The organism is bacterium (genome assembly GCA_023228325.1).
Taxonomy (GTDB): domain Bacteria; phylum Auribacterota; class UBA6266; order UBA6266; family UBA6266; genus UBA6266.
The window spans coordinates 1,502,266-1,516,832 of sequence record JALOBK010000001.1 but is presented as its reverse complement, the minus strand read 5'-3'; the positions used below and the strand labels follow the sequence as shown (position 1 = coordinate 1,516,832).

The window sequence follows — 14,567 nt, the reverse complement described above, 5'->3', positions numbered from 1 at the left end:
TTTACTATCCAATTTTCTTCATTTCGTAGGGCTCAATCGTACCCGCCGACACAACAAGCTTTAAGCCGTCTTCAATGCTGATTGAAGTGAATATAACATCTTTTCTTGCCACAATGATAAACAAACCTGAAGTCGGATTGGGTGTGGTCGGCACAAATAATCCGATATAATCACCTTTAAGTATTTCGCTTGCCCTGCTTTTGACGCAAGATGTGGTAAAACCTACCGACCAGATGCCTTTGCGCGGATACTCAATCAAAACCACCTGCCTGAGGATAGTGGCCTGGCTCTCCCACAGGGCCAGTGATATCTGTTTAAATGTTTTGTATATTTTATTTATAAGCGGAATCCGTATAAGCAGGTTTTCAAACGGCTTTGAAATTTTTCGCACAAATACCATCTTGGCCAGAAAACCGATAAAAACCACAAGAATGAAAGCTACAATAAGGCTGGCCGACCTGACAAATATCTGTTTATCAGAAGGGATATAATGGCTCAGCGGCTTTACAAGAAAATTGGTTATAAAGATAAACAGCCAGTAAATAACTCCGGCCGTGCCCAAAACAGGAAAAAGAACCAGAAGCCCGGTAAAAAAATACCCTCTAACTCTTTTTAACATAGTTTATTCTTCCTTCTTGCCCGTAACTTTAACCTTCTTTACAGATTTGTCATCGGCATCGACGATTTCCATGGAAAAGTTTACCATAGTTATCTTTTCGCCTTTCCTGGGAATTTTTCCCAGATGGGTTATTATAAAACCGCCTATGGTATCGTAGTTTTCACTTTCAGGCAGCTTAACGCCGTTGGACAAATATTCATTTACTTCGTCTATGGACATTTTCGCATCGAAAATATACTCATTCTCATTTATTTCTGTATAATAATTCTCATCCGTATCATATTCATCCTGTATCTCTCCCACTATCTCTTCGATAACGTCTTCAAGCGTTATAAGCCCTGCCGTTCCGCCATATTCGTCCAGCACTATGGCAATATGAACTTTCTTTTTCTGCATTTCCTTCATTAACGCCGAAATTCTCTTGGTTTCGGGAACAAATAAAACGTCCCGCATAATATCCGTAAGTCTCAGGTCTCCCTGAAAATTTTCCGATGGTTTCGCGGCTATCAGATCTTTAGCGTAAAAAATTCCTTTCATATCGTCCATATCTTTCCCGTAAACCGGAATTTTGGAAAACAGCGTCTTTTTAACAATATTTTTTGCGGTTTCTATGGAATCATCTTCGGAAACGGCGATTATATCAACACGGGGCGTCATAATTTCCCTGACTATCTTATCCCCGAATTCGAAAATCGAATGTATCAGCTCTTTTTCGTCGCGGAGAATGACACCTTCCTTTTCCCCGACATCAACAAATGTCTTTATCTCCTCTTCAGTAATTTTTGAAGCAACGACCTGATAATCAGAACCTATTATCCTCATGAATATCCTTACTATAAACATGAATATCTTATTCACGGGCGTCAGCATTATAGATATCGCATGAAGGTAGGGCAGGCAGAATATCGAAATTCCTTCGGCATGTTTTCTCGCAACTGATTTCGGGATAATTTCTCCGAAAGTCAGTATAAGGAAGGTTACGGTAAACCATGAAATGGCGATTGCCCTGCCCATGGAAGAGTGGCTGAATAAATTGTTCACCACAAGAGCTCCCATTGAAGCGGCTCCGATATTCGCTATGTTATTGCCTACCAGTAAGGTAATCAGAAGTTTATCGGATTTTTTTATCCAGATGTTTATCACTTCGGCTTTTTTATTCTCTTTGCCGAGCAGCTGCTTTATCCTGAGTTTTGTCATCGAAGTCAACGCTGTCTCGACACCCGAAAAAAAAGCTGAAAGGAAAATCAGCACAACCAGTACAATTATTTCGATAATTACGCTTGTCGTCATCCGATATCACCTAAAAATAATTTTCACAAATATAATTTAAACAGTAAAATCGAGAGCAGGATTCCCAGTATAGCTCCCGAAACCACTTCATATATGGAATGAATTTTTGCCGCTACCCTGCTCTGGGCAACCATTAACGCCAGAAGAAAACCGATAGCAACAAGCAGCCGGGATTTGGAGATAAATATTATTGCTCCCCACATCGCAAAAGCCACCGCGCTGTGGACACTGGGCATGCCTCCCAGAAGAGGCCTGCCCCTGTGCAAAAGCAGTTTAATCATTATTGACAGAGTCACCGCAAGAAGAAAAACAATAAATGTTATATGGCTCGGAATACCCATAATATAGTTAATCCCCACTTCAATACGCGTATCCAGATGGTTATAAAAAATAATATACCCTATTACCATGGCCACTAAAGAAGCAAGCAGGACCGCTCCCGCGGAAACATCCTTAACTATTTTTGCGATAGGATGGTAAGTTTCGCTTATCATATCCGTAAGAAGTTCGATGCAGGTATTAAAAACCTCTGTTATAAGGACAAAAAATATCAGGACGGAAAGAATCATAAATTCGCTCTTGTCGATGCCGAAATACATGCCCATCAGAACAATAAGAACGGCTATCAGGAAATGAATACGGAAATTCTGCTGTGTCCGCAATATATAGTAAAGCCCTTCTATCGCATGATTGAAGCTCTTTAAGATTTTGTTAGTAGTTTCCATTTTCTCCTGTTCCATAATAAACTGCTCATTTTTACCTGTTTCTCATCCATGAGGATTCTTGAACAGGGCTGGGTATCATTATAACCCAAAAGATGCAAAACACCGTGTATAAGATATATCATAAGTTCCTTGCCGGGTTCATGTAAAAATTCACAGGCTCTAATATATGCCATCTCAACCGAAACCATCACATCGCCCAGGTAAGCTTCATCGCCTTCCACCCTCTCTCCTTCCCCCATCGGGAAGGACAGCACATCCGTAGGCCTGTTCTTATACATATATTTTTCATTGTATCTTTGTATCGTTTTGTTGTCCACGAAAGATACCGAGAGTTTCACATCCGTCCTGCAGCCCTCGGCATCCAGCACATATTTTATTATTTTCCGAGCAACCGGCGCGCTAATTTTCTTTTTTTGGAGATTTATTATTTCTATCTTCATTCTTAGGATACTTAACCCTCGTATGGAACATGCCGTTCAGGACCATATTGAATATGTCTCTGATGTCTTCAATGTCTTTCATCGTCAGCGGACATTCATCCAGCTGGCCGTCCAGAATCTTTTCATCGATTATCTCATTAACAAAATTTTTGATTCTCGCGGGAGTAGGCTTGTCGAGCGTTCTTGACGCAGCCTCAACAGCATCCGCCAGCAGGACTATCGCCGCTTCCTTGGATGAAGGCCTAGGTCCCGGATATCTGAATGCTTCTGCATCCACTTCGCCGGCGGAGCCGCTCTGCTCCTTTGCCCTTTTATAAAAGAAATATACAAGGCTTGTTCCGTGATGCTGGCGTATTATATCGAATATCGCGCGGCTTATTTTATATTTCTTTGCCAATTCTATACCGTCTTTCACATGCGCTGTTATAATAAGATGGCTCATGCTCGGAATAAGTTCATCGTGTTTGCTTTTTATCCCGCCCTCGTTTTCCGAAAAATATTCGGGTTTTATGGTCTTCCCTATATCATGGAAATAAGAACCGACTTTAGCGAGAAGAGAATTGGCTCCTATTCCGCCCGCGGCGGCTTCCGAAAGATTTCCCACTATCAGGCTATGATGATATGTGCCAGGCGCCTCTATCATCATCTTTCTCAGTATAGGATGATTAAGGTCTACCATTTCAAGAAGATGGATGTTGGTTATAAGGCCGAATCCCGTTTCCAGGAAAGGGAGTATTCCCATAACGATAAAAGGCGCCGCGATTCCCGAAGAGAAACCTATCCCCGCCATGCTCAAAGACTCCTCGATGCTTGATCCTTTCACTATTTCCATGGCGAGAACCGTGACAAACATAGAAACAGCCGTGAGAAAACCGGCTCTTATAAGTTGGGAACGGTATCTGACTTCCGCCACAGATGTAATTGCCACCATGCCGCCGATAATACCCGCAAACGCAACGGTTATGTTACTTGATACCAGAGAACAAAAAATACTTGCGAGAAAAGTCGTAAAAAGAGCTATCCTGGGATTCACAAGCATTGCAAGTGTTATGGATATCACAGCGGTCGGCATTATAAAATCCGAGAAACCGAGATAAATGACAGCCTTGTATATACCGCCCGTAAGAACGGAAAGAATCTCTATCATAAAAAGAACTTTGTTATTGCCGAATATGTCTGGCTGAAATTCCCTGAGGTAAATTCCGGCGACGGATATCAGCATCAGGATAATGGCGATTTTCCCCAGAAGGACAATATATTTCCCTTTTAAAAATTCTTTTGTAAAAGCCAGTTTGTAATATGCTTTAAGCATTCCCATCTGTGTTTCCGTAACTGTAGTGCCTTTTTTCACCAGTACGGTGTTTTCCGGCACTTTTTGGACAACCTGCCGGACGGACAGGACCGCTTTTTCTCTTTCTTTCTCTGTAATCTCCGGACTGTAAGAAAGGTTGGAAACAACGCATCCTGAAAATATTTTAACCACGGGATCTATAATTCTCCTGTCATCGGGAAAATATTTATCCGCTACCTTTTTTATATCCGAAATGAGTTTCGCGCGCACATATACATCCGCGATATTCCTGTCTTCGAACGTATTTCCCGATTTAACGCGTATTTTCTGAAAATCACCTGTCTTTTCTATTTTCAACCTGTCATCCATGCTTATAACTCCTGTCTGATAAATATCCTTAACAGCGGAGTTAATGCCGTCTTTCAGCGAAGAAGGATTGTCTTTTTTCAGGAGAAGGATTATCTCGTCGTCGGATAAGTCGAAAATATCTTTTGATTTTATCGCGGCAAGTTTTTCTTCGATGGAAATGGAGCCGTCAAGTGATACTGCGGCGAGTGTCTCGAAAAAAGAATTTATTTTACTGATATTTGACTGCTCGACATTAACATCCCTGACGCACACCGGCGGAACCGATTTCATTGTCTCTTTTATTTTTTCCGCAGTTTTCTGTTTATCGGCATATTCAAAAGCGTATCTGGAGACAATGCTCCTGTTGCTTACCTGCCCCTCTTTCAGGGGGATCCTTACAAAGAAGTCATCCCAGAGTATAATCATAGACAGCAACACCAGAGAGCTTAAACCTATCAAAACTTTGAGGAGTAATCCTCTGTTAAAGGAATGAGGAGCCGATGTCCTGTGATTTTTGTTGTCATTCATTTTATATTATGTGGCGCCGTTATCCCTCTGCCCGCCGTTAAGATAAGCTTTGATTATCTTCTGCACAAGTTCATGGCGGACAACATCTGTATCTGAGAAATATACGAACGAAATCCCTTCAATATCCTTCAATATCCCCTGGACATGTATAAGTCCCGACATTTTATCGGTAGGCAGGTCTATCTGGGTTATATCACCGGTAATAACTGTTTTTGAATCAAAGCCCAACCTCGTCAGGAACATTTTCATCTGTTCCCTCGTGCTGTTCTGGGCTTCGTCCAGTATCACAAAAGAATCGTTAAGGGTCCTGCCTCTCATAAAAGCAAGAGGAGCGACTTCGATTATACCCCTCTCAAGGCATTTCTGTATCCTGTCGATTTCCATCATATCATACAAGGCATCGTAAAGCGGTCTGAGGTACGGGGAGACCTTTTCGTAAAGGTCGCCCGGAAGGAACCCCAGGTTTTCCCCTGCTTCAACAGCCGGCCTGGTCAAAATAATCCTGCTCACCTCGTTTTTGGTCAGGGCGGAAACTGCCATGGCCATTGCAAGATATGTTTTTCCCGTTCCCGCGGGGCCGATACCGAAAACAATATCGTTTCCGGCTATGGAATCAATATATTGCTTCTGGACACTCGTTTTCGGCCTTATATATCTTCTTCTCGACGGGACTTCTATTTTCGCGGAGTAAACTTCCTTGAGTCTGTCATTCCCGGACCCGACAATATTTATAAGATAATTTATATCTTCTTTTTTGATTAATTCGCCGTCACTTACCGCATTTTCGAGATTTTCAATCAGTTTCTTTGTTTTTTCTATATTTTCCGGATTGCCGGATATTTTAAGAAAATTATCCCTTGCGACAATCTTCACGTTAAAAGCTTTCTCGACAAGAAGCAGGTTGTTCTCGTCGTGAGCGTATATTGCCCTGAGTAAAGCGGGGCTCTCAAAATCAATTTTCTGCTCTGTCATATCTGAGGTATTCCAATATTAAAAAAACACAAAGCCCTTAGCCGAAAAAAACAGTTGCTAAGAGCTTCGTGTATTTCTCTTCACTAATCTCTGGGGATAACAAGAACCATCCCTGGTTTTAAATCTTTAGGATCGTTAAGCTTATCTCTGTTAGCATTGAAGATTCTCTGCCATTTTGTCGGGTCGCTGTAAATCTCGCTCCTGCCCGATATTTTCCAAAGGGTATCGCCTTTTTTCACTACATAGGTATCCTGAGCAGAGGAAGGGACTGTGCCTATATCTTCTTCAATATATATGCTTTCGGACACATCAACAAAATCTTCCGCGGCTTCTTCATGTATAATTTCCTTAACGGTAGTCGTCTGATAATAACTTTCATCTCTCTTATGCCCTACCGTTCTTTTCCCTCCTTTGCTGCCACCGACATACGTAACATCGGTTTCAGCAGACGACTGCTGTCCCCACTCATATGAAGCGCATCCCCCGACAACAAGCACAAAAAGAACCAGAAGAGAATTAATAAGACCCCTTTTCACCTTGTCAACCTCCTTAAACTTTAATGTAACTGTTTTTCCACCTGCTGAATTGTATCATCAAAAAAACAAATATTCTACAATATTTTATTTATTCCTATTCCTCTTTTTCGACTATCCTGATACCGAGTTCTTTAAGCTGGTCTTCTTTAACCTCGGAAGGGGCCCCTACCATCAGGTCCTGCGCTTTCTGGTTCATCGGGAAGGCTATAACTTCCCTGATATTGGGGGAATCAGTGAACAACATTACGATACGGTCTATCCCGGGCGCTATACCGCCGTGGGGCGGAGCCCCGTATTTAAAGGCTTTTATCATATGGCCGAAATTTGTGTTAACTTCATCACGCTTATATCCGGCTATTTCAAAAGCTTTATACATTATTTCGGGCTTATGGTTTCTTATGGCGCCGCTTGAAAGTTCGACCCCGTTACAGACAATGTCATATTGAAAAGCCTTGATATCAAGAGGGTCCTTATTCAACAGGTCGTCCATCCCGCCCTGAGGCATCGAAAAAGGATTATGTGAAAATTCAATCTTTTTCAGGTCTTCGTTATACTCATACATCGGAAAATCCACAACCCAGCAGAAGGCCATGACATTTTGCGGTATGCAATTGACAGCTTTCGCAAAATATGTCCTCATAAGTCCCATTATATTGCAGGTTTTATCCCATTTTCCCGCGCCGAAAAAAGCAACGTCCCCGTCTTTTAACTCCAGAGCGGATAAAAGCTGTTTTTTTTCCTCTTCCCCGAAGAATTTCAATATCGGGCTCTTTAAATTTCCGTCTTTCATTGTGATATACGCCAATCCTCCCGCGCCTAATTCTTTCGCATAAGCTTCGGCCTTATCAAAAAACGACCTCGGGCTGTCAGCCAGTCCGGGAACAACAAGCGCCTTAACCGTTTTCCCATTTGAGGTATTGCTTTGAAACGCTTTGAATTCGGAATTTCTGAAAATCTGCGTCACTTCCTTCATTTCCAATTCGAATCTTATATCGGGTTTGTCCGTCCCGAACTTATCCATTGCCTCTTTGTAGGAAAACACGGGAAAAGGGTCAAACATTATTTTTTTGTCGGAAAGCTTTTTTGTCATCTCGACAAAGAGAGTTTCAACCACCTCGAAAATATCTTCCTGAGTACAGAATGACATTTCCAGATCAAGCTGGTAAAATTCCCCGGGAGACCTGTCTGCCCTCGAATCTTCGTCCCTAAAACACGGGGCTATCTGAAAATACCTGTGAAAACAGGATATCATCAAAAGCTGTTTGAACTGCTGCGGGGCCTGCGGCAATGCATAAAATTTTCCTTTATGTATTCTGCTCGGAACAAGATAATCACGGGCTCCTTCGGGAGAACTGCACGTGAGAATAGGGGTGCTTATTTCAATGAATTCGCGTTCCGAAAGATGCTGTCTGATAAAATTAATGATTTTCGAGCGGTAGATTATGTTCTTATGAAGAGCTTCTCTTCTCAAATCCAGGAACCTGTATTTTAAGCGCAGTTCCTCACCGACATTTTCCTCATCGGCTATCTGGAACGGCAGGATTTCGGCTGAAGATTCAACCTCAATACCGGTCACTGCGACTTCAATCTCCCCTGTGGCAAGTTTGGGATTTACCGTTTCGGGAGACCTTTCGACAACGTTCCCGTTAACCGATATGACGCTCTCAACTCTCAATTCATTTACGATACCGTACGGGTCTTTGTATTTCTCCGGATTAAAAACCAGCTGGCAGATACCTGTATGGTCTCTCAGATCAACAAAGATAAGCCCGCCGTGGTCACGTTTTCTGTGTATCCAGCCCGCCAGCCTGACCTTTTCACCGAAATGTTTTTTGTTAAGTCCGCCGCAATATTCGCTTCTATACTTATTTTTCATATTCACACACAAATATTTTCTTCAAATTCTCAATATCTCCTGATTTAATTTCTTTTTCATCTCCTGTTTCCATATCTTTCAGCCTGTACTTGCCTTCCTCTATTTCTCTGTCGCCTATAATAAGAGCATAAGCCGCGCCCGACTTGTTGGCAGCTCTCATCTGGGCTTTAAGGCTCTTTCCGAAAACGGCGCCCGCGCTTATATTAAGGCTGTTCCTCAAATAAGACAGCATGGGAAGCATTTCCTTATAGGCTTTTTCTCCCTGAAAAACAACAAATATTTTCGGCTTTGTTCCGTACTGTTTACCGGGATTCCGGCTCTTCATGGCCAAAATGACCCTTTCTATTCCCGAACCGAAACCAACCGCAGGCACATCGGGGCCTCCAAGGTCTTTTACCATGGAATCATATCTTCCCCCGCCGCCCACGGAACTTTGGGCGCCCAATCCGCTTGCCGACACCTCAAAGACAAAAGTTGTATAATAATCAAGGCCTCTCACTAATTTCGAGTTTTCTGAATATTTGACAGCATTGCCGTCCAGTAATTTCTTTATCTCCCCGTAATACTGTTTGCAGTCAGGGCAGGAAATTTCTCCCGTCCCCGAAAAACCTTTTGTAATTTCCATACAGGATTCCTTCTTGCAATCAAGTATCCTCAAGGGATTCGATTCATATCTCAAACGGCAATCATCACACATTTTCGGCAGGTTGCGCTCAAAATATTTTTTAACACCGTCCCTTATCGAGTCCCTGCATCCCTCTTTGCCGCAGCCTACATTATTTATATTCAACTCATATTTAATGTCAAGACGGTCATATATGCTCAAAAGAAGCAGAATCATCTCAACATCGGCGGCAGGGTCTTTTATGCCAAAATACTCCGCGCCGAACTGAACATGCTGGCGAAACCTGCCCGCCTGGGGACGTTCATACCTGAACATCGGCGCTATATAGAAAAATTTAACAGGCTCACCCTGAGCGCCTAAACCGCTCTCCAGATAAGCTCTGACAACAGATGCCGTGCCTTCCGGCCTTAAAGTAACCGACCTGTCGCCTTTATCGTTAAAAGTATACATTTCCTTTTTTACAATATCCGTCTGCTTCCCCACTCCTCTTTCAAAAAGTTCGGTCTTTTCGAGAACGGGTGTGCGTATCTCTCCGAATCCGTATAAATTACATACATCCCTGACAGTTTTCTCCACAAGCTGCCAGGCCGCAGCATCATCCGGTAATACATCGTACATACCTTTCAGTATATTAATTTTCATTTTTTTAATTTAACAGCTTAGCAGTTTAATAAGTATAAAATTAAAAATCAAGACCACTCAACTATTCAACTGTTGGACTATTTAACTATCCTCTCTTATAGACGGTAATGTTAAACTACGGCGCCGAATAAGTCAAAAGAAAAGTAATTTTCCGCAAAAACCCGCCTGCGCCGCGCGTAATAAAAAACCCCCCGGACATCCGGAGGGTTTTTAACATTTAAAATAATTTATTACCCGGTATATCACATAGGCTTTTCAACCAGTTTTTTCATTATCCTGCCGGGCTTAAAATAAGCAACTTTTTTAGCCGGGATGGTAACAACTTCCTGGGGCTTATTAGGATTTCTTCCTGTCCTTGATTTCCTGTGTTTCACCGTAAAAACACCGAAATTGCGGAGTTCTACATTCTCACCTTTCTGCAGGCTCTCTATAACATAATCCAATGTTTTCTGTATCACATCTTTTACGGCTATCTGCGACACACCGGTTTCTTTTGAAATCCTTACAACCAATTCTCTTTTCGTTGTGTTTGACATAAAACTCCTCCTAAGATATATCAGGGTTTATCTGAATAAGACAGAAATATAACACGCAGCAACTGAAACCGTCAAGGTTTTTTAAGTATTTACCCTCATCTTTTTGTCTTTAATGACCGGTTTTCCCGCTCAATAGGCCATTCAGTGAAGGCCAGTATAACAATAAGCACTATATTGGCTACGGGAACAAACATCAGAAGGCTTAACACCCCAGGGTAACCTGTCTTGGAGACTATGCGCCACCATATTATAACTACAAGGGCAGCCATCCCCAGCAAAAGGATTATCATAGAGTAAATCATCAATCCCATGCCGCTCGCTAAAATTTCCTCATTCATCTTACACCCCGCATATCGTTAAAAAATCTGACTTATTTTCCTGCAGAATAACAGCAGGCGAAATCATATGGACAACCATAATTAATATCTCCATAACAGTGACCCGGAGTTCATAAAGCCTTATTTAATTTTTCCTTTTGAACCATACGGTATTCTCCCCAAGCAGGTTTGTAATATCTTTTATGAATTGATCCGAAGGCTTGACATAAAATCCCTTCCCGGAAAGCATGTTCACCTTGCCGCCGGAAGACATGTTCAGCGTTATCTGCAAAGGGATCCTGCCTTTATGTTTATTGATTATATCCCTTAACAATCCTATTTCGCCTTCTTTAAGATTACCGGAAAACACCTCTATAACGACAGCCTCTGTAAACCTTTCCCTTATATCATCAAGATGGATTAATTCATCGGCTATAATCTTCGGGACATCTTCTTTAAAACTGACTTTCCCTATCACCATAACGGGCAGGTTCTTCTGTATAAGGTCAAAACTCCTGTCATAAGCCGAAGGGAAGACGATGACTTCGGCATATCCCTTAAGGTCTTCAAGCTTTAATACAGCCATTCTCTCCTGTTTCTTTGTCATCATCTTCTTCATATTGGATATGATTCCGCCTATCATCACTTTTCCGTTGGATGCGGCTTCTCTCAAGGTCTGCGTGTCTGCCGTAGAATATATTTTTATTATATCCTTATACTGCACTATCGGATGGCCTGATATATAGAAACCCAGTAATTCCTTTTCAAATGTCAGCAATTCGCTTTCATGGAATTCGTTGACTTGCGGAAGCATTTCAGTTTCAACGGTGACAGTTTCTTCGCTGAAAAGGGCCCTTTGTCCGTTCATCTTTTCTCTTTGCGCTACAGATGCCTCATTTAATTTCATCTCGAGCGCTTTCAGGAGCTGTGAGCGCGTGTATCCCATGCTGTCAAAAGCCCCGCATTTTATCAGGCTTTCAACAACTTTCCTGTTTGTGGCCTTGGAATCCACACTGTTTAAGAAATGAGTCAGGGATATAAACCTTTCCTGTTTCTTCCTGGCTTTTATTATCGACTCGACGGCAGTTTCTCCGACATTTTTAATAGCCGCAAGGCCAAAACGGACATTACCGCCAACAACCGTAAAACCTTTGAAACTCTCATTTATATCAGGTGGCAGTATTTCAATTCCCATATTCGAGCACTCATCTATATATTTAACTATTTTATCCATATCATTAAGTTCACTGGTAAGCACGGATGCCATATATTCCACCGGATAATTTGCCTTCAGATAAGCGGTCTGGTAGGCTATCATTGCGTATGCCTGGCTATGCGACTTGTTAAAACCGTAACCAGCGAATTTTTCTATGTTATCGAATATTTTTTCGGCTAATCGTTTTTTGATGTTATTCTTAACGGCGCCGCTGACAAATTTCTCTTTCTGGGCTTCCATCTCATCAACTTTTTTCTTTCCCATAATACGCCTGAGAATATCCGCTTCGGCAAGCGTATAACCCGCAACAACATTCGCCGCCTGCATAACCTGTTCCTGATAAAGCATTATCCCGTACGTATCCATGAGGATCGGTTCAAGCAGAGGATGGTCATATTTTATCGGGACTTTTCCGTGTTTTCTCTGGACATAATCATCAAGCATATTCATAGCGCCCGGCCTGAAAAGAGCAACCAGGGCATTAATATCTTCCAGATTCGATATGCCTATTCTTCTTGCAAGGTCCTGCATCCCCGCGCTTTCAAGCTGGAACACGCCTATGGTATCGGCATTGTTCAAGAGTTCGAAAGTTTTTTTGTCGTCAAGCGGGATTTCATCTATATTAACCTTTTCGGACCTTGTCCTTTCGACAATCCTGATGCAGTTCTTTATAACCGTCAATGTCCTCAACCCCAGGAAATCCATCTTCAAAAGCCCGTTGCTGCCTACATCATTCATGTCAAACTGCGTCATGACTTCGTCTTCTTTCCCTTTGCACAACGGCACGTAGTTTACAAGGGGCCTGTCAGAAATCACAACGCCCGCGGCATGGGTTGACGCATGTCTGTTTAATCCTTCAAGCCTCAAAGCCATTTCAATAAGATCTTTTACCTTTTTATCATTGTTTACAACTTCTTTAAGCCGCGGTTCGCTCTTCAGGGCATTTTCAAGTTTGACATTGGGTCCCTCGGGAACAAGTTTCGCCAGTTTATCGACATCTGCATAAGGCATATTCATAACCCTTCCGACATCTCTTACAACAGCCCTTGCTTTCATAGTCCCGAAAGTTATTATTTGCGCAACGCTGTCCTTGCCGTACTTATTAGAGACATAATCTATTAATCTTGACCTGTCTTCATCCGCAATATCTATATCGATATCCGGAGGAGATATCCTGTCAGGGTTGAGAAACCGTTCGAAAAGAAGTTTGAACTTTATAGGGTCCACATTGGTTATCCCGAGCACGTACGCGACTATGCTTCCGGCGGCAGAACCTCTCCCCGGACCTATCGGAATATCATGCGTTTTAGCATAATGGATAAAGTCCCATACTATAAGAAAATAACTGATAAACCCTAATCTTTCAATAATACTGAGCTCGTGTTCCAGCCTGGCCCGTATTTCAGAAGTTATTTCTTTGTACCTTTTTTTCAGGCCGCTTTCGCATAACTCCCGGAGGTAACGGCTTTCATTTTTTCCCGGGGGCGGAGAAAAAGCCGGGTAATGATATGTTTTTTCAAGAGAAAGCTCGAGATTGCAACGTTCCGAGATAACCATTGTATTTTCGACGGCATCGGGGTATTCTTCAAAAAGTTTTTCAATCTCCCCGGCACTTTTCAGGTAAAACTCCTCCGTGGACATTCTCATCCTTTTTTCATCGTCCAGCGTCATTCCCGTCTGTATGCCTAATAATATTTCATGGGCCTTCGCATCTTCCCTGTCGATATAATGGACATCGTTAGTCGCTACCAAAGGGATGCCCGTCTGTCCGGAAATTGCCTTCAGGGCCCTGTTGACTCTCTGCTGTTCTTCAATATGATGATTCATCATCTCCAGGTAAAAATTTTCAGCGCCGAAAATATCCGAATATTCTTTCGCAATTTCCGCGGCCCTGTCCATATTCCCGTCCATTATTTCGCCCGCTATCTCGCCTTTCAGACAGCCGCTTAACGCTATAAGCCCCTGGCTATGCTTCCTCAGAAGCTCTTTATCCACCCTGGGCTTGTAATAATAACCTGTCAGATAGGATTCAGAACTTAAAATAAGGAGATTGCGGTAACCTGTCTCATCTTTTACAAGTATTGTTAAATGATAAGAACTGTTTTTACGTTTATCCAGTTTCTTCTCAAGCATCGACCCGGGAGCAAGATACATTTCGCTTCCGATAATCGGCTTGACGCTTTCGGATAATGCCTGCTTGTAGAATTTTATTACACCATGCATATTCCCATGGTCCGTAACAGCAAGGGCCGGCATCTTCAAAATCGCGGCTTTTTTCACCATTTTTTCAATGCTGCATGCGCCGTCAAGAAGGCTGTATTCCGAATGCACATGAAGATGGACAAAATTTGATTTTTTACTCATTTTCCCGTTTTATTTTCCTGTTTTCATTAATAGAGCCGCAACGAGGGCATCTGGAATAATCCTCTTCAACATCATAAATATAAACAAATGCGCAGATCGGGCATCTGCAGGTCCTCTTGATCTGAGGATTAACTCTTTTTACCTTAAACCTGTATTCAAAAAAAATCCAGGCAAAAAGCACCAATCCGAGCGTCAGGCACAGATAAATTATAAAAGCCGTTGAAATATCTACCTTAATCATT

Annotated in this window: 13 protein-coding genes; all 13 read right to left on the bottom strand. The window is 42.3% G+C overall.

What is annotated here, in order from left to right; translation table 11 throughout:
* Window positions 1–4 precede the first annotated feature (4 nt).
* The gene (locus M0R36_07235) at window positions 5–619 is read right to left on the bottom strand and encodes a DUF502 domain-containing protein (GenBank protein ID MCK9555592.1); all 615 of its coding nucleotides are present in this window, start codon (window positions 617–619) and stop codon (window positions 5–7) included.
* A 3-nt stretch (window positions 620–622) separates the two neighbouring features.
* Complete coding sequence (locus M0R36_07230; protein ID MCK9555591.1) at window positions 623–1,909, bottom strand: hemolysin family protein; 1,287 nt, start codon at window positions 1,907–1,909, stop codon at window positions 623–625.
* Window positions 1,910–1,932: 23 nt separating this feature from the next.
* Entirely contained in the window at window positions 1,933–2,634 is a 702-nt protein-coding gene (locus M0R36_07225; protein MCK9555590.1) for a diacylglycerol kinase, read from the bottom strand.
* Window positions 2,610–3,074: an rRNA maturation RNase YbeY gene (gene ybeY, locus M0R36_07220; GenBank protein ID MCK9555589.1), complete on the bottom strand. Its 465-nt coding sequence runs from the start codon at window positions 3,072–3,074 to the stop codon at window positions 2,610–2,612. Before ybeY ends, M0R36_07225 begins: the two co-directional genes overlap by 25 nt.
* Window positions 3,034–5,241 (bottom strand): HDIG domain-containing protein, encoded by a 2,208-nt coding sequence (locus M0R36_07215; protein ID MCK9555588.1) that lies wholly within the window; start codon window positions 5,239–5,241, stop codon window positions 3,034–3,036. Before M0R36_07215 ends, ybeY begins: the two co-directional genes overlap by 41 nt.
* A gap of 6 nt (window positions 5,242–5,247) precedes the next feature.
* Entirely contained in the window at window positions 5,248–6,213 is a 966-nt protein-coding gene (locus M0R36_07210) for a PhoH family protein (GenBank protein MCK9555587.1), read from the bottom strand.
* A gap of 83 nt (window positions 6,214–6,296) precedes the next feature.
* Window positions 6,297–6,749 carry a LysM peptidoglycan-binding domain-containing protein gene (locus tag M0R36_07205; protein ID MCK9555586.1) on the bottom strand — a complete coding sequence of 151 codons (453 nt, stop codon included), beginning with the start codon at window positions 6,747–6,749 and terminating at the stop codon, window positions 6,297–6,299.
* 94 nt (window positions 6,750–6,843) lie between these two features.
* Entirely contained in the window at window positions 6,844–8,625 is a 1,782-nt protein-coding gene (gene aspS, locus M0R36_07200; GenBank protein ID MCK9555585.1) for an aspartate--tRNA ligase, read from the bottom strand.
* A complete protein-coding gene (hisS, locus tag M0R36_07195; protein MCK9555584.1) occupies window positions 8,615–9,892 on the bottom strand; it encodes a histidine--tRNA ligase in 1,278 nt (425 codons plus the stop codon). The genes aspS and hisS overlap by 11 nt, the downstream gene beginning before the upstream one ends.
* Window positions 9,893–10,134: 242 nt before the next feature.
* Entirely contained in the window at window positions 10,135–10,428 is a 294-nt protein-coding gene (locus M0R36_07190) for an integration host factor subunit beta (protein ID MCK9555583.1), read from the bottom strand.
* A 95-nt stretch (window positions 10,429–10,523) separates the two neighbouring features.
* Window positions 10,524–10,766: a hypothetical protein gene (locus M0R36_07185; GenBank protein ID MCK9555582.1), complete on the bottom strand. Its 243-nt coding sequence runs from the start codon at window positions 10,764–10,766 to the stop codon at window positions 10,524–10,526.
* Between the two features lie 124 nt (window positions 10,767–10,890).
* Window positions 10,891–14,325 carry a DNA polymerase III subunit alpha gene (locus M0R36_07180; GenBank protein ID MCK9555581.1) on the bottom strand — a complete coding sequence of 1,145 codons (3,435 nt, stop codon included), beginning with the start codon at window positions 14,323–14,325 and terminating at the stop codon, window positions 10,891–10,893.
* Window positions 14,318–14,566 carry a hypothetical protein gene (locus tag M0R36_07175; protein ID MCK9555580.1) on the bottom strand — a complete coding sequence of 83 codons (249 nt, stop codon included), beginning with the start codon at window positions 14,564–14,566 and terminating at the stop codon, window positions 14,318–14,320. The genes M0R36_07180 and M0R36_07175 overlap by 8 nt, the downstream gene beginning before the upstream one ends.
* Between the last annotated feature and the right edge of the window lies 1 nt (window position 14,567).

Coding starts and splice junctions, on each gene's coding strand:
- M0R36_07235 (MCK9555592.1), bottom strand. CDS start 619: ATGTTAAAAAGAGTTAGAGGGTATTTTTTTACCGGGCTTCTGGTTCTT.
- M0R36_07230 (MCK9555591.1), bottom strand. CDS start 1,909: ATGACGACAAGCGTAATTATCGAAATAATTGTACTGGTTGTGCTGATT.
- M0R36_07225 (MCK9555590.1), bottom strand. CDS start 2,634: ATGGAAACTACTAACAAAATCTTAAAGAGCTTCAATCATGCGATAGAA.
- ybeY (MCK9555589.1), bottom strand. CDS start 3,074: ATGAAGATAGAAATAATAAATCTCCAAAAAAAGAAAATTAGCGCGCCG.
- M0R36_07215 (MCK9555588.1), bottom strand. CDS start 5,241: ATGAATGACAACAAAAATCACAGGACATCGGCTCCTCATTCCTTTAAC.
- M0R36_07210 (MCK9555587.1), bottom strand. CDS start 6,213: ATGACAGAGCAGAAAATTGATTTTGAGAGCCCCGCTTTACTCAGGGCA.
- aspS (MCK9555585.1), bottom strand. CDS start 8,625: ATGAAAAATAAGTATAGAAGCGAATATTGCGGCGGACTTAACAAAAAA.
- hisS (MCK9555584.1), bottom strand. CDS start 9,892: ATGAAAATTAATATACTGAAAGGTATGTACGATGTATTACCGGATGAT.
- M0R36_07190 (MCK9555583.1), bottom strand. CDS start 10,428: ATGTCAAACACAACGAAAAGAGAATTGGTTGTAAGGATTTCAAAAGAA.
- M0R36_07185 (MCK9555582.1), bottom strand. CDS start 10,766: ATGAATGAGGAAATTTTAGCGAGCGGCATGGGATTGATGATTTACTCT.
- M0R36_07180 (MCK9555581.1), bottom strand. CDS start 14,325: ATGAGTAAAAAATCAAATTTTGTCCATCTTCATGTGCATTCGGAATAC.
- M0R36_07175 (MCK9555580.1), bottom strand. CDS start 14,566: ATGATTAAGGTAGATATTTCAACGGCTTTTATAATTTATCTGTGCCTG.